This is a genomic window from Haemophilus sp. CCUG 66565 (assembly GCF_001679495.1).
GTDB classification, from domain to species: Bacteria; Pseudomonadota; Gammaproteobacteria; order Enterobacterales; family Pasteurellaceae; genus Haemophilus; species Haemophilus haemolyticus_K.
This window is the reverse complement of sequence record NZ_LZOX01000017.1, coordinates 36,293-59,867: the sequence shown is the minus strand read 5'-3', so window position 1 is coordinate 59,867 and position 23,575 is coordinate 36,293. Positions and strand designations below refer to the sequence as shown.

The window sequence follows — 23,575 nt, the reverse complement described above, 5'->3', positions numbered from 1 at the left end:
TAATGCCGTATTCTAGAGAAAAAAACCAATCGAACCAATCAATTAAATTGAAAGATAGAACGCCAATCGAGTGATTGATCGCCCACCATTACAAAATGCGGATTAATTAAGGTTTCTCGTTGGTTATAGGTTAAATGCTCAAAATGAGCGTCAAAAATGGCACCGTGAGTTTCACCCAGTAGGACTTCAGCGCCAGCGGTATCCCATTCACCAGTTTGTCCTAAACGAACATAACAATCTACTGCACCTTCAGCCACTAAACCGCTTTTTAAGCTACTTGAACCCACCACAACAAATTCACTAGGAAAATCCTTCGGTAAAATCGACCTCACTTTTTCTTGTGAAGTGGTTGCACCTACCGCAATTCGTAAAGGGCGGTCAAAATTAATCGTGGTTTTAGTGAGTTTTTTTACCTGATCCACTTGTTTTTTAAATGCTCCAAAATCACGCATTGCATAATAAGTCGTCGATAAAATTGGTGCATGAATAACGCTTAATACTGGCTTATTTTTACGAACTAAGGTTATCAACACAGAAAATTGATCGGTACGATTAATAAATTGTTGTGTGCCATCAAGAGGATCGATCAACCAATATTCTTTCCAATTTTTACGTTCTTCAAAGGAAATATGACAATTTTCTTCCGAAAGAACAGAGACATTAGGAAAAAGTGCGGTCAATTTTTCTGTTAAAAATTGGCTCACAAAAAGATCCGCTTCCGTCACAGGCGTGTTGTCTTCTTTCAATTCAACATGAACCTGTTTTTGATAAAACTGTTGCAAATGCTTACCCGCTTGATAAGCAATCAGCAATACTTGGTTAAGTAAATGTTCGTTTAACGTGAGCATAAAATTATTCTCTTATTTTTGGCAGCAACCACGGCATCACAAATAGAGCATAAAACACCATTCCGCATGTGCTTATTAGCCCGAGGGATAATCCCCCTTCGGTTAACCAGCCCCAAAAGGAAGTTTCTTGTTCACCGAGCAATAGTAAATAAAAATAAGATGCCATATTGCAGTAAACAAATGAAATGATAGAGGAAACTAATACAATCGAAGCAATGTTATAACGTGTGTAACGGAATTTTACAGCTAAAAGTGCGGTTAAAAATGCGGGAATGGTGGCAAGAAGAAATGCTGTGAGAGCATAGCTAGAAAAAGGAACGATAACGCCACTTGAATCATCATCGAACCAAATCAAAAGTGCGGTGACGATTACTTGTAAAATTAGAGGAAAAAAAATAAGTGTTTTTAAATAAGATTTCATAATAAAAAAATAGGCTATCCCAAAGGTAGCCTATTCTAAAATAAATTTAAGGATTAATCAGATTTTTTCGCACGTAATACGCGAGATGCAAAAATCACAATGCCCACGATAAATACGATTAAACCTAACCACTCGCCAATAGTATCCCAGTTTTCAAGATTTAAGGATAATGGCGCTTCAGAACCACCGGTAGTAACAGAAGCCGCAATAATGAATGCTAAAATCACCCCCATTAAGCTTTCACCTACGATTAAACCTGCAGAAAAAAGGGTACCGAAACGTTCTGCTTTAGCTGACACTTCTTTGTTACCAAGTTTTGCAATATGGCGAGTCATGATCCACGCTAAGAATGCACCAACAATCACAGGCATATTAATTGATGGTGGTAAGTAAATACCAATCCCCACGGCAATAACTGGCAAGCCAAAGACTTTGTTGCTGACTTTTTTCAAGAATGCATCAATCGTAATTAACACAGCCCCCAAAACCACACCAGTTAAGATATAAGTCCATTCCAATTTATTGGTAAAAATACCTTGAGAAATAGTGGTCATTAATGTTGCTTGTGGTGCAGATAGAGCCTGTGAAGGATCCATATCTGGACGTGGCAACGCACCGCTGAAACCATACGCGTGATATAAGATTTCTAATACTGGTGCGATAACAAGCGCACCGACAAAGCAACCGATAATTAATGCTACCTGTTGACGCCAAGGTGTCGCATCCACCAATAAACCCGTTTTTAAATCTTGCAAGTTATCATTAGAAATTGTTGCGGTGGTTAATACAATTGACGCAGTAAAGAGTGTAAGTGCGGTTAAAAATTTCTGACCATCTACGGTTTCAAATAAGCCAGATGCATTACCGATTGACACCAATACCAATGAAATCACGATAACAGAAATAATCCCGATACCAGAAATTGGGCTTGAAGATGAACCCACTAAACCTGCCATATAACCAGAAGCTGCAGCTACAAAGAAGCCGATAAATACAGCTAAGAAAGTACAAACTACCACTAATAAAATGGAAAGCTCCGGTGAAATCGGTGCAGCCGCGATAAAGTGGTGTAATGAAATAACAATTAACACAACAGTCGCGATTAAGATGTAAATCATTGTTTTTGGAGAAAGGTCGATATCTACGCGATGCTCAGATTCAGCCTGTCCACCTTTCAACATACGGAAAGAATGTACCATCCCTTCAATCATTGGTTTCATTAAAATCAGTAATGTCCAAATCGCTGCGATACCAATTGTACCCACACCAATAAAGCGTACTTTCGTTTTCCAAACCACCATAGCAGCATCAATTAAGCTTGCGTCAGCCGCGATATCACCTGACATCGTGAAATATGGCACAGCCACACCCCAAGTCAAAATAACACCGATTAACATCGCAATACCGCCTACGATACCAATTAAATAACCCGCACCAAGCAAGGCAAGTGAAAAGCCCATTGGTAATTGGAAAGCCGCTTTACCAGTTTGAATCCAAGCGCTTGCACCATCAGCCATCACGCGTAAACCGTTGGTTAAAAATGCAACTAATCCCGCTAAAACACCACCGTAAGCAATATCTTTCACGCCGCTATCGCCATCTTCATGATTACCCGCTTTTAAGATTTCAGCAGCCGCTACCCCTTCAGGATAAGGTAAATCACTGTTTACCACCATCGCACGGCGTAATGGAATGGTGAATAACACGCCCAATGTACCACCAGCAGCACAAATCAGCATAGTTTGCCAGAATGGGAAGTCTTGCCAGTAACCCATCATTAATAAGCCTGGTAAGACGAAGATCACAGAAGAAAGTGTCCCCGCTGAAGATGCTTGTGTTTGCACCATGTTATTTTCAAGAATACTAGAATCTTTGAAAAATTTGAGTACAGCCATAGAAATGACGGCCGCCGGAATAGATGACGCGAATGTCATCCCTACTTTTAGACCGAGATACACATTAGATGCAGTGAAAATCACTGTAATCAATGCGCCGAGGATGATCCCTCGAAAGGTCAATTCTTTTAAGTTTTCGTTATGCATATGTTACATCCTTAAGTAAAAAAAAGAGAACACTTTAAAAATCGCAAAAAACACATATTTTTTCAAGTACTTTTAATCTTAATTTTATTCAATTAGAAAATATTTAAATTAAGCGGTATTTCTCTTTCCTAATTTAATAAAAATGCAATAAATAAGATTTGTGATACTATCTTATTCAATAATAACCTAATCCAAAAGGTAAATTCATGGCTAGCAAAGAAGGTGTCCGCTTAGATAAATGGTTATGGGCAGCACGTTTTTACAAAACTCGTACTATCGCCAAAACCATGATTGAAGGGGGGAAAATACACTACAATGGACAACGTGCAAAAGTTAGTAAAATTGTAGAACTAGGTGCATTAATAAAATTACGCCAAGGGAATGAAGAAAAAGAAGTTGAAGTACTTGCATTAAGTGATCAACGTCGTGGCGCACCTGATGCACAATTACTTTACCGGGAAACGGAAACAAGCCTAAAAAAACGTGAGGAAATAGCATGGGCTCGTAAAAATAATGCATTATCCATGCCCCATCCTGATCGTCGCCCAAACAAACAAGAAAGACGTAATTTACTGAAATTTAAACACCAAGATCACTTTGAATAAAAAATAACCGCACTTAATACAAGCACGGTTATTTTTCTTACTATATTTCGATTAGATATCTAAATTTGCTCTTAACGCATTCAACTCAATGAACTCACGGCGTGGCTCAACTTCATCTCCCATTAAGGTCGTGAAGAGTTGATCCGCCGCAACGGCGTCCTTAATAGAAACCTTCAACATACGACGTGAATTTGGATCCATTGTGGTTTCCCAAAGTTGATCTGCGTTCATTTCACCAAGTCCTTTATAACGTTGTACTTCAAGGCCTTTGCGAGATTCTTTCACTAGCCATTCAACGACTTGTTCAAAGCTACGCACGGGTTGCATTTTTTCACCGCGTGTAACATAAGCGCCTTCTTCCAATAAACCATTGAGTTGTTTATTAAGAGAAACAATTTTCGCGTATTCATTGCCGTGAACAAAATCAAAATTCAAGAAATAATCTGTATCAATACCGTGTTTACGAACCGTAATCACCGCTTCATATACTTGGCGTTCCGCGTTAAATTGTGTACGCACTGAATATTGATGCGCTTCTGTTTCTTTTGCAGTCAGTTGTTCAACAAAAGATTTACCCCAATTTTCAACCGCACTTTCGTCTTTCATCATTTCAACAGAAATTGGCGACTGATAAATTAATCCTTGCAACACAGGCGTTGGATAATGGCGACTTAAGCGACCTATAAGTTTTTGTACGCCGTTATATTCTGCCACCAATTTTTCAAATACAAGGGCATTCATTGCCGGTGCATTTGCGCTAATATGTAATTCTGCGCCATCTAAAGCAAGCGTTAATTCATATTGCTCCATTTCATCCGCATCTTTAATGTAGCGTTCTTGTTTTCCTTTTTTCACTTTGTAAAGTGGCGGCTGAGCAATGTAAACATAACCACGCTCAATAAGCTCAGGCATTTGACGATAGAAGAATGTTAAAAGCAGCGTACGAATGTGAGAACCATCCACATCAGCATCAGTCATGATAATGATATGATGATAGCGTAATTTATCAGGGTTATATTCATCACGACCAATACCGCAACCTAAGGCAGTAATCAATGTTCCCACCTCTTGGGAAGACAACATTTTGTCGAAACGTGCTTTTTCTACGTTTAAGATTTTACCTTTCAATGGCAAAATTGCTTGAGTTTTACGATCACGACCAACTTTTGCAGAACCACCCGCGGAGTCACCCTCCACCAAGTAAAGTTCAGAAAGTGCAGGATCTTTTTCTTGGCAGTCTGCAAGTTTACCTGGTAAACCTGCAATATCTAACGCCCCTTTACGACGCGTCATTTCACGAGCTTTACGTGCTGCTTCGCGCGCACGAGCGGCCATAATAATTTGATTTACAATGATTTTTGCATCTGCCGGATTTTCCAATAAATATTCCTGCATTTTTTCATTCATCGCAGATTCCACCGCACTTTTAACTTCTGAAGACACGAGTTTGTCTTTCGTTTGCGATGAGAATTTTGGATCAGGCACTTTAACTGAAATAATCGCAACTAAACCTTCACGCGCATCATCGCCTGAAGTCGCCACTTTTTCTTTTTTCAGCATACCCTCGTTTTCCATATAGCTATTTAAACTACGGGTTAAAGCCCCACGGAAACCTGCTAAGTGAGTACCGCCATCACGTTGAGGAATGTTATTGGTGAAGCAATACACGTTTTCATTTACACCATCATTCCACTGCAAGGCAACTTCTACACCGATACCATCTTTCTCAGCGGTAAAATAAAATGGTTTTGGATGAATTGGGTTTTTATTTTTATTCAAATATTCGACAAATGCTTGAATACCGCCTTCGTAATGGAAATGATCTTCAGAGCCATCACGTTTATCGATTAAACGAATAGATACGCCTGAGTTCAAGAAAGAAAGCTCACGTAAGCGTTTTGCTAAGATTTTGTAATCAAAGGTTGTGATAGCAAAAATATCTGAGCTTGGCCAGAAACGAACCGTTGTCCCCGTTGCCTCTGTGTCACCAATCACTGTTAATGGCGCTTGTGGCTCACCTAAATGATAGAATTGCTCATGAACGTGACCTTGACGACGAATGGTTAACTGTAATTTATCAGAAAGCGCATTCACCACTGATACACCTACACCGTGTAAACCGCCCGATACTTTATAAGAGTTATCGTCAAATTTACCGCCAGCGTGAAGCACGGTCATGATAACTTCTGCTGCAGAAACGCCTTCTTCAGGGTGAATATCCACAGGAATACCACGCCCATCATCTTGTACCGATACAGAATTATCATCATGAATTGTCACGATAATATCGGAACAATGGCCAGCGAGGGCTTCATCAATGGCATTATCCACCACTTCAAATACCATATGGTGCAAACCAGTACCATCATCAGTATCACCGATATACATACCTGGACGTTTACGCACCGCATCAAGGCCTTTTAATACTTTAATGCTCGATGCACCATAGTTATCATTGGTCGTTTCTGACATAATTTATCTCATTCTTTTGTAAATAAAAATTGGGTGGGATTATAGCAAAAAATCGCCGTTTTGGCGATGCTTTTCGGGAAAGGAAAGATATAAAAAAGGGCGAATAATCTCGCCCTATAACTTGTTATTTTTTCCAATTTTTTAGCGCATCAGCAAAGGCATTGCCCATCGCATTATTACCTCTTGAACTACGCTCCTCTCGCTGCGTATTTCCACGAGGTCTTGCAGATAAAGTACGGTCAGATTTGCTATCATTTTTGACCGCACTTTCATCTAATCGCATCGTTAACGCAATACGTTTACGCGGCACATCTACTTCCAACACTTTTACTTTTACGATATCACCAGTTTTCACCACTTGATGTGGATCTTCGACGAATTTATCGCTTAATGATGAAATATGTACTAAACCGTCTTGGTGAACACCGATATCCACAAATGCGCCGAAGTTGGTCACATTGGTCACCGTACCTTCTAAAATCATACCTGGTTTTAAATCGGTGATTTCTTCCACACCTTCTGCGAATACAGCCGTTTTGAACTCGCCGCGTGGATCGCGACCCGGTTTTTCCAATTCTTTAAAAATATCTTGAACCGTTGGTAAACCAAATTGCTCATCAATGAATTGTTTAGCGTCAAGTTGATGCACCACACCAGCGTTACCCATTAAATCTTGGATAGATTGCGCGGTGGCTTGCAAGATTTTTTCGACAACAGGATAAGCTTCTGGGTGAACACCTGAAGCATCAAGTGGATTTTTCCCGTCTGCAATACGCATAAAGCCCGCACATTGCTCAAAGGCTTTTGGCCCTAAACGTGGCACTTTTTTCAATTCTGCACGACTTTCAAAACGACCATTTTCATCACGGTATTCCACAATGTTTTGCGCTAAGGTTTTCGTCATCCCTGCCACGCGAGCAAGTAATGGTGCAGATGCCGTATTCAAATCCACACCTACTGCGTTTACACAGTCTTCCACCACCGCATCGAGTTTACGCGCAAGTTGGGTTTGATTTACATCGTGCTGATATTGCCCCACACCAATGGCTTTCGGTTCGATTTTCACTAATTCTGCCAATGGATCTTGTAAACGACGGGCGATAGAGACCGCACCACGCAAAGATACATCTAAATTCGGAAATTCATTTGCGGCAAATTCAGAAGCAGAATAAACGGATGCGCCCGCTTCGCTCACTACAACGGTTTGAGGTTTATTTTCTTTGATTTCTTTAATCACTTCTTTCGCAAAACGTTCTGTTTCACGAGAAGCTGTACCATTACCAATGGCAATTAACTCTACGTTATGTTTGCGGATTAAGCTGAAAATCGCCACTTGCGCTTCAGCTTCACGCCCCGTGTGTGGATAAATGGTGGTGGTATCTAATAATTTACCTGTGTTATCCACCACTGCGACTTTAACCCCCGTACGTAAGCCTGGGTCCAAGCCCATGGTGCTCTTCGCGCCAGCGGGTGCCGCCATTAAAAGTGCGGTCAGATTTCGAGCGAAAACATCAATAGCTTCTTCCTCCGCTTTTTCACGTAAACTTGCCATTAATTCCGTTTCTAAATGCAACGACACTTTGATTTTCCATGTCCACGCAATCACTTGCTCACGCCATTTATCCGCAGGATGACCTGTAAAACGTACATCTAAATAATCACGAATAATTTCTTCACAATAACTTTGGCGACTTCCCTCTTCCGCATCAGGATCAGCATTTAAGCTTAATTGTAAAATGCCCTCATTACGTCCACGGAACATCGCTAATGCACGGTGAGAAGGCGCATTTTTCAATAATTCTTGGTGGTCGAAATAATCTTGGAATTTTGCGCCGTCCGTTTCTTTGCCTTCGATCACTTTGGATACGATAACCGCATTTTTTGCTAAATAATCACGGACTTTCGCTAATAAACCTGCATCTTCAGCAAAACGCTCCATTAAAATATAGCGTGCACCATCAAGGGCTACTTTGGTGTCTGTCACGCCTTTATCAGCATCAACAAAGGAAAGTGCGGTTGATTCTGGATCATTTTTCGGCTCGTTCCAAAGTAAATCAGCCAATGGCTCAAGACCAGCTTCAATGGCAATTTGGCCTTTGGTGCGACGTTTTGGTTTATATGGTAAATACAAATCTTCTAATTCAGTTTTGCTTTGTGTCGCATGAATTTTATCGCGCAATTCAGCGGTCAATTTCCCTTGCTCTTCAATGGATTTCAAAATGGTTTGACGACGTTCTTCTAATTCACGCAAATAAATTAAACGGGTTTCAAAATGACGAAGTTGGGTGTCATCTAGACCACCTGTGGCTTCTTTACGATAACGAGCGATAAATGGAATGGTGTTGCCATCATCTAATAATTGAATGGCAGCGAGGATTTGTTGGGGTTGAACGGTTAATTCTGCCGCAATAATTTGGCTAATTTGTTGATTTAACATTGTCATACTTCTTTGTTATGAAAAGATTCGAGAAAAAACGGGGATAGAATACTGGTTTTAGGCTGTTGGCTCAAATATAATTCGAAAAACTTTCTTTTATTTTTATTATGGCAAAATCAAATTATATTACCCGTCAAGGCTGGAATGAGCTTAATCAAGAACTCAAGTTTTTGTGGAAAGAAGAACGTCCCAAAGTTACCCAAGCTGTTTCAGATGCCGCTGCTCTTGGTGACCGCAGTGAGAATGCAGAATATATTTACGGAAAACGTCGTTTACGTGAAATTGATCGTCGAGTACGTTTTCTTTCTAAACGACTAGAAGTGCTACAAATAGTAGATTACAGCCCTAAACAAGAAGGTAAAGTGTTTTTTGGTGCGTGGGTTGAGCTAGAAAATGAAGAGGGAGAAGTGAAGCAATATCGCCTAGTCGGTTGTGATGAATTCGATCCTGCTAAAAACTGGATCTCCATTGATTCTCCTGTTGCGCGTGCTTTAATCGGTAAAAGCGTTGACGATGAAATCCATGTAAAAACGCCCTCTGGCAAAATAATTCTCTATGTGAACCGAATTTGGTATGAGAAATAAGCAATGAAAAAACATTCATCATCTTTCTCTTTAAATAAGATCAAACAAAATTCGAATAATTTTCACCGCACTTTCAAGCAAAAGTCAAAGTTTAAACTCATCTCACTAAAAGAAACGAAAGTTATCGTATTTAATAAACCCTTTGACGTGCTTACTCAATTTACTGATGAGCAAGGTCGTCGCACATTAAAAGATTTTATTTCTATTCCAAATGTTTATGCAGCAGGACGATTAGATAGAGATAGTGAGGGATTATTGATTCTAACTAACAATGGCGAACTACAACATCGCTTAGCAGATCCTCAATTTAAAACAGAAAAAACTTATTGGGTACAAATTGAAGGAATACCCGAAGAAAAAACTTTAGATCAACTTAGAAAAGGCGTAAAACTTAAAGATGGCATAACTAGCCCAGCCAAAGTATGCCATATCTCCGAACCTAACCTATGGGAACGAAATCCGCCCATCCGAGATCGTAAAAATATTCCAACAAGTTGGCTAGAAATAAAAATCAGTGAAGGGCGTAATCGTCAAGTTCGTAGAATGACCGCCCATATTGGTTTCCCTACTTTACGGCTAATAAGAGTAAATATCGGCGATTTATCCATAAATAATTTAAAAAATGGTGCATTTAGATCATTGTCATTAGATGAAATAAAAGACCTATTTAATCAATTAAAGATAAGATACTAATCCGATAAATATAACTTGATAACTATAAATATTATAGAGATATATCTAATATCTCATAAACAAAAAGTGCGATGAAAACTCACCGCACTTTTCTCTTACTTGTCTCTTAGACTATTTCGCTACATCTATTATTTGATGATTTTCGCTACAACGCCCGCACCAACTGTACGACCACCTTCACGGATTGCGAAACGTAAACCTTGGTCCATCGCAATTGGGTGGATTAAGCTTACTGTCATTTTGATGTTATCGCCTGGCATTACCATTTCCACGCCTTCTGGTAATTCGATAGTACCAGTTACGTCAGTTGTACGGAAATAGAATTGTGGACGGTAACCTTTGAAGAATGGAGTATGACGACCACCTTCTTCTTTTGATAATACGTACACTTCTGATTCGAAGTCAGTGTGTGGTGTGATTGAACCTGGTTTAGCTAGTACTTGACCACGTTCGATTTCTTCACGTTTGGTACCACGTAATAATGCACCGATGTTTTCACCTGCACGACCTTCGTCAAGTAATTTACGGAACATTTCAACACCCGTTACAGTAGTTTTCGCAGTTGGTTTGATACCTACGATTTCTACTTCATCACCAGTACGGATGATACCACGTTCTACACGACCTGTTACTACTGTACCACGACCTGAGATTGAGAACACGTCTTCGATTGGAAGAAGGAACGGTTGGTCAATCGCACGTTCTGGTTCTGGGATGTAAGTATCTAAGTGGTTTGCTAATTCAAGGATTTTTTCTTCCCATTCTGCTACGCCATTTAATGCTTGTAATGCAGAACCACGTACGATTGGCGTATCGTCACCTGGGAAGTCATATTGAGAAAGAAGTTCACGAACTTCCATTTCTACTAATTCTAATAACTCTTCATCATCTACCATGTCGCATTTGTTTAAGAATACGATGATGTATGGAACACCTACTTGGCGACCTAATAAGATGTGCTCACGAGTTTGTGGCATTGGACCATCAGTTGCTGCTACTACTAAGATAGCACCATCCATTTGTGCCGCACCAGTAATCATGTTTTTAACATAGTCGGCGTGTCCCGGACAGTCAACGTGTGCGTAGTGACGAGTTGCTGTATCGTACTCAACGTGTGAAGTGTTGATGGTGATACCACGCGCTTTTTCTTCTGGCGCGTTATCGATTTGGTCAAATGCGCGAGCCGCACCACCGTAGTGTTTAGATAATACGGTTGTGATTGCTGCTGTTAAAGTTGTTTTACCGTGGTCAACGTGGCCGATTGTACCCACGTTTACGTGCGGTTTTGTACGTTCAAATTTTTCTTTAGACATTGCTAATGTTTCCTAAGAAGTGCGGTATAAAACACTCATGTTTTACACCGCTGGTTTACAAAAATTATTTTTTACGCGCTTCAATTACTGCAGCTGCAACACTTGTTGGAGCTTCAGCATATTTTAACGGTTCCATTGAGTAAGATGCACGACCTTGAGTTTGTGAACGTAAGTCTGTTGCATAGCCGAACATTTCTGAAAGTGGAACTTCAGCATCGATCTTAACAACGAACTCATTCGCTTCTTGACCGTTCACCATAGCACGACGACGGCTTAAGTCACCAATTACATCACCAACATATTCAGGTGGAGTTTCAACTTCAACTTTCATAATCGGCTCAAGTAATACTGGGTTTGCTTTTGCGAATGCTGCTTTAAATGCTAAAGATGCAGCAAGTTTAAACGCTAACTCAGATGAGTCCACATCATGGTATGAACCGAAGTGTAAACGTACACCAAGATCAACTACTGGGTAGCCCGCTAATGGACCAGATTTAAGCTGTTCTTGGATACCTTTATCAACCGCAGGAATGTATTCACCAGGGATTACACCACCTTTGATTTCATTTACGAATTCGTAACCTGGGCCTTCTGGATCTAATGGATATAAGTCAATAACAACGTGACCATATTGACCGCGACCACCAGATTGTTTTGCATGTTTACCTTCTACATCATTAACACGAGTGCGGATAGTTTCACGATAAGATACTTGTGGTTTACCGATGTTAGCTTCTACTTTAAACTCACGTTTCATACGGTCAACGATGATATCTAAGTGTAACTCACCCATACCAGAAATAATGGTTTCACCAGATTCTTCATCAGTGTGAACACGGAATGAAGGGTCTTCTTGTGCTAAACGACCTAATGCTAAGCCCATTTTTTCTTGGTCAGCTTTAGTTTTTGGTTCTACCGCAACAGAGATTACTGGCTCTGGGAATTCCATACGCTCAAGGATGATTGGTGCTTCAATTGCACATAATGTATCACCAGTAGTTACATCTTTTAAGCCGATAGCAGCTGCAATGTCACCTGCACGAACTTCTTTAATTTCTTCACGTTTGTTAGCGTGCATCTGTACGATACGACCAAAACGTTCGCGTTTTTGACGTACAGAGTTTAATACTGTGTCACCAGAATTAATAACACCAGAATATACACGGAAGAAGGTTAAGTTACCTACAAACGGGTCAGTTGCAATTTTAAATGCTAATGAAGAGAATGGTTCTTCATCACTTGCATGACGTTCGCCTTCAGTTTCATCTGGATTGATACCTTTAATAGCTGGAATATCTGTTGGCGCTGGTAAATATTCAACAACGGCATCTAGCATAGCTTGAACACCTTTGTTTTTGAATGCAGAACCACAGGTTACTAAGATAATTTCACTTGCTAATACACGCTGACGTAATGCAGACTTAATTTCTTCTTCAGTTAAGTCTTCACCGCCTAAGTATTTCTCCATTAATTCCTCAGACGCTTCAGCTGCTGCTTCTACAAGGTTTTGACGCCATTCTTCACAGTCTGCTTGCATATTTGCAGGCACATCTTCATAGGTAAATGTCATACCTTGATCTGCTTCATTCCAGTTAATCGCTTTCATTTTGATCAAGTCAACAACACCGGTGAAGTTATCTTCTGCACCAATTGGAAGTTGAAGAGGAACTGCGTTAGCACCTAAACGAGTTTTCAATTGCTCAACTACGCGTAAGAAATTTGCACCAGTACGGTCCATCTTGTTTACGAACGCAATACGTGGCACTTGATATTTGTTAGCTTGACGCCATACAGTTTCAGATTGTGGTTGAACACCACCAACCGCACAGTAAACCATTACCGCACCATCAAGAACACGCATAGAACGTTCTACTTCAACAGTAAAGTCTACGTGTCCTGGAGTATCGATAACGTTGATGCGGTGTTGTTGGAACTGTTGTGACATACCAGACCAGAATGCAGTTGTTGCCGCAGAGGTAATGGTAATACCACGCTCTTGTTCTTGTTCCATCCAGTCCATCGTTGCGGCACCATCGTGCACTTCACCGATTTTGTGGCTAACACCAGTATAGAATAAGATACGCTCAGTAGTAGTGGTTTTACCCGCATCAATATGCGCACTGATACCGATATTACGATATCTTTCAATAGGGGTTGTACGAGCCATTATTATAACCTTGTTTATTTAATATCAGTTTATATAAGGGTAAGGCTTCATCAATGATGAAGCCCTTTAAATTCAAAAACTTATTACCAACGGTAGTGAGCAAATGCTTTGTTAGCTTCAGCCATGCGGTGAACATCTTCACGTTTTTTCACTGCTGCACCTTTATTATCTGAAGCATCAGATAATTCGTTTGCAAGGCGTAAAGCCATTGATTTATCACCACGTTTACGTGCTGCTTCAACGATCCAACGCATACCTAATGCGTTACGACGTACAGGGCGCACTTCAACTGGTACTTGGTAAGTAGAACCACCAACACGACGAGATTTAACCTCAACAGTTGGACGTACGTTTTCAAGTGCAACTTCAAACGCTTCTAAAGGCTCTTTACCTGTGCGTTGTGCTAAAGTTTCTAAAGCACCATAAACGATTGATTCAGCAACGGATTTTTTACCGTCTACCATGATTACATTAATAAATTTTGCAAGTAATTCTGAACCGAACTTCGGATCTGGAAGAATCTTGCGTGCTTCAACACTACGACGACGTGGCATTGCGAATTTCTCCGTATTTTAATCTTCAGGATATCCAAAACCCATCAGCAATATTTCTCATTGAGAAAATTTGCAGCGCAAAGCGCTTTTTGACTGGAGTTTATGGTTTAAATTGTTTTGCTAATTTAGACGTTTGGCCTTACTTAACGGAGAACCATTAAGCTTTAGGACGTTTAACGCCGTATTTAGAACGACCTTGTTTACGATCTTTAACGCCTGCGCAGTCTAATGCACCGCGTACTGTGTGGTAACGCACACCCGGTAAGTCTTTAACACGACCACCACGGATTAATACAACACTGTGCTCTTGAAGGTTGTGACCTTCACCACCGATATAAGAAGTTACTTCAAAACCGTTAGTTAAGCGGATACGACATACTTTACGTAACGCTGAGTTTGGTTTTTTAGGAGTTGTAGTATATACACGAGTACATACACCACGTTTCTGCGGGCAAGCCTCTAATGCAGGAACGTTGCTTTTTACAACCTTTTTCACACGCGGTTTGCGTACTAGCTGGTTGATAGTTGCCATTAAAAAAGCTCCAGTTTAAATGTTATTCAATAATAGAATGTTGTTCAAAAAATCTACTTCCATACAGAAATAGACGGCGAATTTTAATCGTTCTGAGGTTTGTTGTCAATAATTAAACAGCGCCAAAGATCCGCGAAAGGATCTTTAGTTACGTAAGTTACGTACAAAAAACGCTTCCAAAATTCACCGCACTTTTTTATTCAAAATGCCAAACCAATTGCCCCAGCGAAATGACAGTTTTATAATTTCTACTTAATTAGTATTAAATTACAATCATTATGTTACGCGCGCTCAAATTTCACTTACGCTATTTCTTCCATAAAAAGCTACGCCAAACACACAGAATTTCCCACAAAAGTTTAGGATTTATCTGCCTAATTATAGGTGCAACATTTGTCTCACTCTTTTCATTTGGCTTTGCTAAATTATCCGATCTTGGTCTAGAACTAAACGCTCACTGGTCATCTAAATATCCTATTGCGGTTTGGTTTGTGTTACCCCTAAGCATGGCTTGCCTGACTTGGTTTACGAAAAAATATACTCCCTATGTAGGTGGAAGCGGTATTCCGCAAGTCATTGCATCAATTAATCTTCCTCATAGTCGCTATAAAACCAAATTAGTTGAATTCAGCCAAACTATTTGGAAAATTCCTCTTACCTTTCTAGCAATGCTTATTGGCGCATCGGTTGGACGTGAAGGTCCATCAGTACAAGTTGGCGCAGCTGTCATGCTGGCATGGGGAAATTATTGTAGAAAACATAATTTAGCGTTTAGAGGATTAAGCACCAATGAATTACTTGCGACAGGTGCAGCGGGTGGGCTTGCAGCCGCCTTTAATGCACCTTTGGCTGGGGTGATATTTGCGATTGAAGAACTTGGACGTGGCGTAATGTTACGTTGGGAACGACGCGTATTGATGGGCGTATTAGCTGCTGGTTTTATTCTTGTCGCGATTCAAGGAAACAGCCCTTATTTTCCAAGTTACCAAGGGGCAACATCTGTTTCTTATCTCTATCTTTGGCTTGCAATTTGTGGGGTGGTTTGTGGCATTCTAGGTGGCATATTCGGACGACTATTAGCAAAAGGTCTCGCAGGATTATCGCCTGAAAAATGGCGTGGCTGGGTTCGCCAACATCCTGTTTATATTGCTTTATTATTGGGTTTAGTGCTTGCCGCACTCGGCAGTTACACTCACGGGCAAACTTATGGCACAGGCTATGAGGTTGTTGAGCACGCTTTAGAAGGGCAAGCCATAGATCCTGAAATTGGCATCCTTAAACTTTTGGCAACGGTGACCACTTATTGGAATGGTATTGCCGGTGGTATCTTCACCCCATCACTGACAACAGGCGCAGGCATTGGCGCAATGCTGTGGGATATCAGCGGAGGGATGGTCGATCAACGTTTTTTGGTGATTTTATGTATGGCGGCATTTTTAGCTGGCGGCACACAATCGCCAGTTACCGCCAGTGTTGTTGTAATGGAAATGACTGGTTCACAACTCGTTCTCATTTGGACCTTGATTTCCAGCATTATTGCATCCATAATCTCGCGCCAATTTAGCCCAAAACCATTTTACCACTTTGCTGCAGGCCGTTTTCGCCAGCAAATGCAAACTCGCCAAGCCGAAGAACTACGCAGCAAAACCGAATAAGAGAAATAAAAATGCCTCAAAATCTACCGCACTTTTACCGCGGCCGTTTTTCTGTTGCGCCAATGTTAGATTGGACAACACGCCATTGTCGTTATTTTCATCGCCAATTTTCAAAGCATGCTCTACTTTACACTGAAATGGTCACAGCGCCTGCGATTATCCATGCCAAATACGATCACTTGGATTTTGATTTACAAGAAAATCCCGTTGCGTTACAGCTAGGAGGAAGCGATCCTGAACAACTAAAATATTGTGCAAAACTTGCTGAGGAACAAGGTTATCACGAAATTAATCTTAATGTAGGATGCCCTTCTGATCGCGTACAAAATGGGATGTTTGGCGCTTGCTTAATGGCGAAAGCAGATTTGGTAGCAAACTGTGTAGAACAAATGCAAAGTGCGGTCAAAATTCCAGTCACGGTGAAAACGCGTATTGGCATTGATGAATTAGACAGCTATGAATTTTTATGTGATTTTATTGAAAAGGTTCAAGGAAAAGGTTGCCAAGAGTTTATTATCCACGCACGAAAAGCTTGGCTTTCAGGATTAAGCCCGAAAGAAAATCGAGAAATTCCGCCATTAGATTATGCTCGGGTGTATCAACTAAAACGTGATTTTCCACAACTAACTATTTCAATTAACGGTGGTATTAAAACCATTGAAGAAATAAAGCAACATTTGCAATATGTAGACGGCGTTATGGTTGGGCGAGAGGCCTATCAAAATCCAAGTTTACTTGGGCAAATTGACCAAGCTTTATTTGATCCTAACGCACCAATTGTTACCGCCCATGAAGCGGTACAATCAATGCTTCCTTATATTGAGCAACAACTTAGCCAAGGTATACACCTTAATCATATCGTCCGTCATATGTTAGGTGCATTTCAAAATTGCAAAGGTGCTCGTCAATGGCGACGCTATTTAAGCGAAAATGCGTTTAAACAAGGTGCGGGAGTTGAAGTAGTTGAAACCGCCTTAAGCTTTGTAGAAAACGAATCCTAAAAAACAAAATAAGCCGCAAAAGTGCGGCTTATTTTTTAGCTATTTTTCTTACGCAATACGCATTTGAAAAATCACCAATTCAGCTTGGCAACAGAAAGTAAAATCTGCCTTTAATAAATAGCCATCATCCACTTTTGTAATTTCAGATTGAATTTCACAAGTTTCAGTTTCTACATCACGCGCTTTCTGAGTAAAAAATGCGAGCGCTTCTTGCGCTTGTTCTTCACTGTCATAAACATATTCAATAACCTGACTACAATCACGATTATCGAAAAGTGATTTCATATCAAAAGTATTACAACCTACACATTCAATCGGTTTTTCAGTTTGAATTGCCATAATATTATCCCTTTTCTTCAGATTATTTTGCAGCAACAAAACCTACTGCTTCATACACTTTCACCAAGGTTTCTTGCGCTTTTGCACGAGCTTTTTCCGCTCCTTGTCGTAAGATATTATCTAATAAAGCTTCATCATTACGATATTGATGGAAACGTTCTTGTAAACCAGCAAGTAAAGTTGATACTTCATCCGCTACTGCAGTTTTTAAATGTCCGTACATTTTACCTTCAAATTCTTTTTCAAGATCAGCAATTGGCTTATCCGTAACCGCAGAAAGAATATCTAAAAGATTGGATACCCCCGCTTTATTTTGCACGTCATAACGAACAACAGGCGGCTCATCTGAATCTGTTACGGCACGTTTAATTTTCTTCGCCACAGATTTTGGATCTTCCAAAAGTGTCACCACGTTGTTGCGGTTATCATCTGATTTTGACATTTTCTTTTCAGGATCTTGCAATGACATAATACGCGCCCCTGCTTTTCCAATGAAAATTTCAGGAATGGTGAAAATATTGCCATAGAGCGCATTAAAGCGGCTTGCAATATCACGCGTAATTTCTAAGTGTTGCTTTTGGTCATCGCCGACAGGCACACTTTTTGCTTGATAAAGTAAAATATCCGCCGCCATTAACACAGGATAATCAAACAAACCTACGTTAATATTTTCTGCATAACGTGCTGATTTATCTTTGAATTGCGTCATTCGACTCATTTCACCGAAATAGGTGTAGCAGTTTAACACCCAGCCTAATTGCGTGTGTTCTGGAACATGAGATTGAACAAAAATAGTACTTTTATTTGGATCAATTCCGCATGCCAAATAAAGTGCAAGCACATCAAGCGTTGCTTTGCGCAGGGCAACAGGATCTTGACGAACAGTGATCGCATGTAGATCAACTACGCAGAAAATACATTCATAATCTTCTTGCATTTTTACCCAGTTGCGCAACGCGCCCAAATAATTTCCGATAGTTAATTCACCAGAAGGCTGCACGCCACTAAAAACAATTGGTTTTGCCATAATCAATCCTTAATACCTTAAAACTGTTCGCACATCATACCAGAAACTCTAGGCTTTTTTAATGTTCGAGTTCAAAAGCTAGGTTAAAAATGCTATATTTAACGGAAACGTTTTCCTAATATTTTCTAATGAAAAACTACCACAATATTGTTCTTGCCCTTGCTGGCGTGTGCCAATCAGCAAAATTGGTTCATCAACTTGCAACAGAAAGTCGAGCAGATTCTGATACATTTTTAACCGCACTTAATAGCCTTTTCATTACCCAACCACAACGAATTGAAGATGTTTTTGGTGGAGAAGTTCGTCATTTAAAATTAGGTCTAGAAACCTTAATTCACCAGCTCAATGCACAAGGCGATCAAAATTTAACTCGCTATTGGTTAAGCCTTTTGGCATTAGAAGGAAAATTATCAAAAAATCCCGACGCTAAACAAACATTAGGCAATCGAATTTCTCGCCTAAAAGAACAAGAAATTCATTACGCTCGCGATAGTGAAACAATGTTATCTATTATGGCAAACATTTACAGCGACGTTATTAGCCCATTGGGCAAAAAAATTCACATACTAGGCTCGCCTGATTATTTGCGACAAGAACTCGTGCAAAATAAAATTCGTGCAGTTTTACTTGCAGGCATTCGCTCTGCCGTGCTGTGGAAACAAATGGGTGGAACAAAATGGCAAATTTTATTTTTCCGCAGAAAATTACTTGCCACCGCAAAACAGATTTATTCTTCTATTTATTAATACAATTCTGGAGCAAACATTTATGCAACTCTCTACACTGACCGCACTTTCCCCTCTTGATGGTCGTTATCAAGATAAAGTAACTCCATTACGCGCTATTTTTAGCGAATTCGGGTTAATGAAATTCCGTGTAGCTGTGGAAGTTCGTTGGTTACAAAAATTAGCTTCAACGGCAGAAATTACCGAAATACCGCCATTTTCTACGCAAGCAAATGCTTTTTTAGATGGAATTGTGGCTAATTTTAATGAGACAGATGCTGCGCGTATTAAAGAAATTGAACGCACAACCAATCACGATGTGAAAGCCGTTGAGTATTTTCTGAAAGAGAAAATTCAAAATGAAGTGGAACTAATGAACGTTTCCGAATTTATTCATTTCGCTTGCACCTCAGAAGATATTAACAACCTCTCTCACGCATTAATGTTAAGCACCGCTCGTGACGAAGTGATTTTACCAGAATGGAAAAAACTGATTGATGAAATCACTCGTCTTGCAGAAGAATATAAAACGATTCCATTACTTTCTCGCACACATGGCCAACCAGCTTCACCAAGCACAGTGGGCAAAGAAATGGCGAATGTCGTTTACCGTCTAAAACGTCAATTTAAACAACTCCAAAACGCGGAAATCTTAGGTAAAATCAATGGCGCGGTAGGTAACTACAATGCGCATTTATCGGCATATCCTAATATTGATTGGCATAAATTCAGCGAAGAATTTGTCACTTCATTAGGTATTCAATGGAATCCTTATACCACGCAAATTGAGCCGCACGATTACATCGCTGAATTTTTTGATGCTGTAGTACGCTTTAATACCATTATCATTGATTTTGATCGGGATTTATGGGGGTACATTGCATTAAATCACTTCAAACAACGAACTATTGCAGGCGAAATTGGTTCTTCTACCATGCCACATAAAGTCAATCCAATTGATTTTGAAAACTCAGAGGGCAATCTGGGATTAGCCAATGCAGTGATGACCCACTTAGGTCAAAAGTTACCAATTTCTCGCTGGCAGCGTGACTTAACAGATTCAACCGTATTACGTAATTTAGGCGTAGGATTAGGTTATTGTTTGATCGCTTATGCTTCAACTCGCAAAGGCATTAGTAAACTTGAAGTAAATCAACCGCACTTATTAGAAGAACTCAATCAAAACTGGGAAGTTTTGGCTGAACCAATTCAAACCGTAATGCGTCGCTATGGAATAGAAAAACCTTACGAAAAATTAAAAGAATTAACGCGAGGTAAACGAGTGACAGAACAGGCTATGCGTGAATTTATTGATAAGTTGGATATTCCACAAGAAGAAAAATTACGTTTACAAAAATTAACACCCGCTACTTATATTGGGGCTGCAGTGGAATTAGTAGAGAAGCTATCATAGGAATTTGGCTCTTTTTCCAACAATATCCTTTACAAGAACATAGCTTTTCTCTATAATCTTGCGCCTGTGTTAGTCAATCTAACAAATTTCTGGTTGGTGCTTGACCTATTCAAGCCCCATCCAAGACCGTAGGGGAGTAATCTTAATTATCCTACGTAGATGGTGAACAGAATAAGAATTTTTCTTGCTTCTGGGCGCCGAAGTCATCCTAGTCTTAGGATTAGGTAAATTAATTCCGAGTAATCGGAGTGTATTCAGGAGCTAAAAGCCAATGGCATTAAATCTTCAAGACAAACAAGCAATTGTTGCTGAAGTAAATGAAGCAGCCAAAGGTGCACTTTCAGCAGTAATCGCGGATTCACGCGGTGTAACTGTTGAGAAAATGACTGAATTACGTAAATCAGCACGTGAAGCTGGCGTTACAATGCGTGTAGTTCGTAATACTTTATTACGTCGCGCAGTTGAAGGCACAGATTACGAATGCTTAAAAGATACGTTTGTAGGTCCAACACTTATCGCGTTCTCTAACGAACACCCGGGCGCAGCTGCTCGTTTGTTCAAAGAGTTTGCTAAAGCAAACGATAAGTTTGAAATTAAAGGTGCAGCCTTTGAAGGTAAAATCCAAGATGTTGAATTCTTGGCAACATTACCAACTTACGAAGAAGCGATTGCACGTTTAATGGGCACAATGAAAGAAGCTGCAGCAGGCAAACTTGCTCGCACCTTCGCGGCATTACGCGACAAATTACAAGAAGCAGCTTAATCATTAAGCGTTTCTTACTTCATCTAACTTTATTTATTTTAGGAATTGATTGTTATGTCATTAACTAACGAACAAATCATTGAAGCGATTGCTTCAAAAACTGTAACTGAAATCGTTGAATTAATCGCAGCGATGGAAGAAAAATTCGGTGTTTCAGCAGCGGCAGCAGTAGCAGCAGCTCCAGCAGCAGGCGGCGCAGCGGCAGCAGAAGAAAAAACTGAATTCGACGTAATTCTTGCAGCAGCTGGTGCTAACAAAGTAGCAGTAATCAAAGCAGTACGTGGTGCAACTGGTTTAGGCTTAAAAGAAGCTAAAGATTTAGTTGAATCTGCTCCAGCAGCATTAAAAGAAGGTGTTTCTAAAGAAGAAGCTGAAGCACTTAAGAAAGAATTAGAAGAAGCTGGTGCACAAGTAGAAGTTAAATAATTTCTCTTTTAACCACTTTAAAATTCAGAAAACCGATGGGAAACCATCGGTTTTTCCTATCTATAAAGCCACAACTTCCTTAATTTAAAAACTTATCATCTTCTCCTTTCTACGATAAAATATCTCCTATTATTATTGATAAATAAAGAGAAAATCTATGACTACAAAAGCATTAAGTGCGGTAATTTTAGCAGCCGGAAAAGGAACGCGTATGTATTCCGATTTACCTAAAGTTCTACATACAATCGCTGGTAAACCAATGGTAAAACATGTAATTGATACTGCTCATCAATTAGGCGCAGAAAATATTCATTTAATCTATGGTCACGGTGGGGACTTAATGCGTACCCATCTTGCAAATGAACAAGTAAATTGGGTATTACAAACAGAACAACTTGGTACTGCACATGCAGTTCAACAAGCGGCACCTTTCTTTAAAGATAACGAAAATATTGTTGTACTTTACGGCGATGCACCATTAATAACTAAAGAAACACTAGAAAAATTAATTAAAGCAAAACCAGAAAATGGCATTGCATTGCTTACCGTAAATTTAGATAACCCAACAGGCTATGGACGAATTATTCGTGAAAATGGGAATGTTGTAGCAATTGTAGAACAAAAAGATGCAAATGCTGATCAACTAAATATTAAAGAAGTAAATACTGGCGTTATGGTATCTGATGGTGCAAGTTTCAAAAAATGGCTAGCTCGTGTAGGCAATAATAATGCTCAAGGCGAATATTACTTAACGGATCTTATTGCTCTTGCAAACCAGGATAATTGCCAAGTTGTTGCGGTACAAGCAACAGATATCATGGAAGTTGAAGGTGCAAATAATCGCTTACAATTAGCCGCACTTGAACGTTATTTCCAAAATAAACAAGCCTCCAAATTACTACTTGAAGGCGTAATGATCTACGATCCTGTTCGCTTTGACCTGCGTGGAACATTAGAGCATGGAAAAGATGTGGAAATCGACGTTAATGTTATTATCGAAGGTAGTGTTAAACTCGGCGATCGCGTAAAAATTGGCGCAGGTTGCGTATTAAAAAATGTTGTTATTGGCAATGATGTAGAAATAAAACCCTATTCAGTGCTAGAGGATTCTGCGGTGGGAGAAAAAGCCGCAATTGGTCCATTTTCTCGTTTACGCCCAGGTGCAGAACTTGCAGCTGAAACGCATGTCGGTAACTTTGTAGAAATTAAAAAATCTACCGTTGGTAAAGGTTCTAAAGTAAATCACCTGACCTATGTTGGCGATTCAGAAATTGGCTCAAATTGTAATATTGGTGCGGGTGTCATCACCTGTAACTACGATGGCGCAAATAAATTTAAAACGATCATCGGTGATGATGTGTTTGTGGGATCGGATACACAATTAGTCGCGCCAGTAAAAGTCGCAAATGGTGCAACTATTGGTGCTGGGACAACAATTACACGCGATGTAAGTGAAAATGAATTAGTGATTACACGAGTTCCTCAACGCCATATTCAAGATTGGCAACGACCAACAAAGAAAAAATAAAATAGCATAAAAAAATCCTACGTTTTATC

General features: G+C 39.9%; 21 protein-coding genes. 10 read left to right on the top strand and 11 right to left on the bottom strand.

Going from position 1 to position 23,575, the window contains the following annotated elements:
• Nucleotides 1–38 precede the first annotated feature (38 nt).
• The 3 genes from cysQ to A9501_RS08060 are packed head-to-tail and all read right to left on the bottom strand — an operon-like array spanning nt 39 to nt 3,311.
• Nucleotides 39–848, bottom strand: a complete 810-nt coding sequence (gene cysQ / locus A9501_RS08070) for a 3'(2'),5'-bisphosphate nucleotidase CysQ (RefSeq protein WP_065265533.1) — start codon at nt 846–848, stop codon at nt 39–41.
• A gap of 4 nt (nt 849–852) precedes the next feature.
• On the bottom strand, nt 853–1,269 hold the full coding sequence (locus A9501_RS08065; RefSeq protein WP_065265532.1) for a hypothetical protein: 417 nt from the start codon (nt 1,267–1,269) through the stop codon (nt 853–855).
• A 53-nt stretch (nt 1,270–1,322) separates the two neighbouring features.
• Nucleotides 1,323–3,311 (bottom strand): OPT family oligopeptide transporter, encoded by a 1,989-nt coding sequence (locus A9501_RS08060; RefSeq protein ID WP_065265531.1) that lies wholly within the window; start codon nt 3,309–3,311, stop codon nt 1,323–1,325.
• Between the two features lie 206 nt (nt 3,312–3,517).
• Here A9501_RS08060 and hslR point away from each other — a divergent pair, with 206 nt between their 5' ends.
• Complete coding sequence (gene hslR, locus A9501_RS08055; protein WP_048953393.1) at nt 3,518–3,916, top strand: ribosome-associated heat shock protein Hsp15; 399 nt, start codon at nt 3,518–3,520, stop codon at nt 3,914–3,916.
• A 51-nt stretch (nt 3,917–3,967) separates the two neighbouring features.
• Here the strand turns inward: hslR and gyrB are convergent, their stop codons facing one another.
• Both gyrB and A9501_RS08045 read right to left on the bottom strand, forming a co-directional pair.
• Nucleotides 3,968–6,388 carry a DNA topoisomerase (ATP-hydrolyzing) subunit B gene (gyrB, locus tag A9501_RS08050; RefSeq protein ID WP_065265530.1) on the bottom strand — a complete coding sequence of 807 codons (2,421 nt, stop codon included), beginning with the start codon at nt 6,386–6,388 and terminating at the stop codon, nt 3,968–3,970.
• A gap of 124 nt (nt 6,389–6,512) precedes the next feature.
• The gene (locus tag A9501_RS08045) at nt 6,513–8,825 is read right to left on the bottom strand and encodes a Tex family protein (RefSeq protein ID WP_065265529.1); all 2,313 of its coding nucleotides are present in this window, start codon (nt 8,823–8,825) and stop codon (nt 6,513–6,515) included.
• Nucleotides 8,826–8,932: 107 nt separating this feature from the next.
• On the opposite strand from A9501_RS08045, the gene greB reads away from it, so the two are divergent.
• Together greB and A9501_RS08035 are read left to right on the top strand one after the other, a co-directional pair.
• Nucleotides 8,933–9,409, top strand: coding sequence for a transcription elongation factor GreB (gene greB / locus A9501_RS08040; protein WP_065265528.1), 477 nt, complete (start codon nt 8,933–8,935; stop codon nt 9,407–9,409).
• Between the two features lie 3 nt (nt 9,410–9,412).
• Complete coding sequence (locus A9501_RS08035) at nt 9,413–10,102, top strand: rRNA large subunit pseudouridine synthase E (protein ID WP_065265527.1); 690 nt, start codon at nt 9,413–9,415, stop codon at nt 10,100–10,102.
• A 128-nt stretch (nt 10,103–10,230) separates the two neighbouring features.
• Here the strand turns inward: A9501_RS08035 and tuf are convergent, their stop codons facing one another.
• The 4 genes from tuf to rpsL form a co-directional block, all read right to left on the bottom strand.
• Entirely contained in the window at nt 10,231–11,415 is a 1,185-nt protein-coding gene (gene tuf, locus A9501_RS08030; protein WP_065265526.1) for an elongation factor Tu, read from the bottom strand.
• Nucleotides 11,416–11,479: 64 nt separating this feature from the next.
• Complete coding sequence (gene fusA / locus A9501_RS08025; RefSeq protein WP_005638535.1) at nt 11,480–13,582, bottom strand: elongation factor G; 2,103 nt, start codon at nt 13,580–13,582, stop codon at nt 11,480–11,482.
• 83 nt (nt 13,583–13,665) lie between these two features.
• A complete protein-coding gene (gene rpsG, locus A9501_RS08020) occupies nt 13,666–14,136 on the bottom strand; it encodes a 30S ribosomal protein S7 (protein ID WP_005626581.1) in 471 nt (156 codons plus the stop codon).
• Nucleotides 14,137–14,293: 157 nt separating this feature from the next.
• A complete protein-coding gene (rpsL, locus tag A9501_RS08015) occupies nt 14,294–14,668 on the bottom strand; it encodes a 30S ribosomal protein S12 (protein WP_005543325.1) in 375 nt (124 codons plus the stop codon).
• 278 nt (nt 14,669–14,946) lie between these two features.
• On the opposite strand from rpsL, the gene A9501_RS08010 reads away from it, so the two are divergent.
• Both A9501_RS08010 and dusA read left to right on the top strand, forming a co-directional pair.
• A complete protein-coding gene (locus A9501_RS08010; RefSeq protein WP_065265525.1) occupies nt 14,947–16,323 on the top strand; it encodes a chloride channel protein in 1,377 nt (458 codons plus the stop codon).
• A gap of 11 nt (nt 16,324–16,334) precedes the next feature.
• Complete coding sequence (dusA, locus tag A9501_RS08005; protein ID WP_065265524.1) at nt 16,335–17,324, top strand: tRNA dihydrouridine(20/20a) synthase DusA; 990 nt, start codon at nt 16,335–16,337, stop codon at nt 17,322–17,324.
• 48 nt (nt 17,325–17,372) lie between these two features.
• Here the strand turns inward: dusA and A9501_RS08000 are convergent, their stop codons facing one another.
• Nucleotides 17,373–17,663 carry a YfcZ/YiiS family protein gene (locus A9501_RS08000; RefSeq protein WP_065265523.1) on the bottom strand — a complete coding sequence of 97 codons (291 nt, stop codon included), beginning with the start codon at nt 17,661–17,663 and terminating at the stop codon, nt 17,373–17,375.
• 22 nt (nt 17,664–17,685) lie between these two features.
• Nucleotides 17,686–18,690 carry a tryptophan--tRNA ligase gene (gene trpS / locus A9501_RS07995; protein ID WP_065265522.1) on the bottom strand — a complete coding sequence of 335 codons (1,005 nt, stop codon included), beginning with the start codon at nt 18,688–18,690 and terminating at the stop codon, nt 17,686–17,688.
• 128 nt (nt 18,691–18,818) lie between these two features.
• Between trpS and hflD the strand changes: the two genes are divergently transcribed.
• The 5 genes from hflD (at nt 18,819) to glmU (ending at nt 23,546) form a co-directional block, all read left to right on the top strand.
• Nucleotides 18,819–19,436 carry a high frequency lysogenization protein HflD gene (hflD, locus tag A9501_RS07990; protein ID WP_065265521.1) on the top strand — a complete coding sequence of 206 codons (618 nt, stop codon included), beginning with the start codon at nt 18,819–18,821 and terminating at the stop codon, nt 19,434–19,436.
• Between the two features lie 22 nt (nt 19,437–19,458).
• Nucleotides 19,459–20,829 (top strand): adenylosuccinate lyase, encoded by a 1,371-nt coding sequence (gene purB / locus A9501_RS07985; RefSeq protein ID WP_065265520.1) that lies wholly within the window; start codon nt 19,459–19,461, stop codon nt 20,827–20,829.
• A gap of 271 nt (nt 20,830–21,100) precedes the next feature.
• Nucleotides 21,101–21,592: a 50S ribosomal protein L10 gene (rplJ, locus tag A9501_RS07980; protein ID WP_005626605.1), complete on the top strand. Its 492-nt coding sequence runs from the start codon at nt 21,101–21,103 to the stop codon at nt 21,590–21,592.
• A gap of 54 nt (nt 21,593–21,646) precedes the next feature.
• Entirely contained in the window at nt 21,647–22,018 is a 372-nt protein-coding gene (gene rplL, locus A9501_RS07975) for a 50S ribosomal protein L7/L12 (RefSeq protein ID WP_005626607.1), read from the top strand.
• A gap of 157 nt (nt 22,019–22,175) precedes the next feature.
• Nucleotides 22,176–23,546, top strand: coding sequence for a bifunctional UDP-N-acetylglucosamine diphosphorylase/glucosamine-1-phosphate N-acetyltransferase GlmU (gene glmU / locus A9501_RS07970; RefSeq protein ID WP_048953343.1), 1,371 nt, complete (start codon nt 22,176–22,178; stop codon nt 23,544–23,546).
• Nucleotides 23,547–23,575 lie beyond the last annotated feature (29 nt).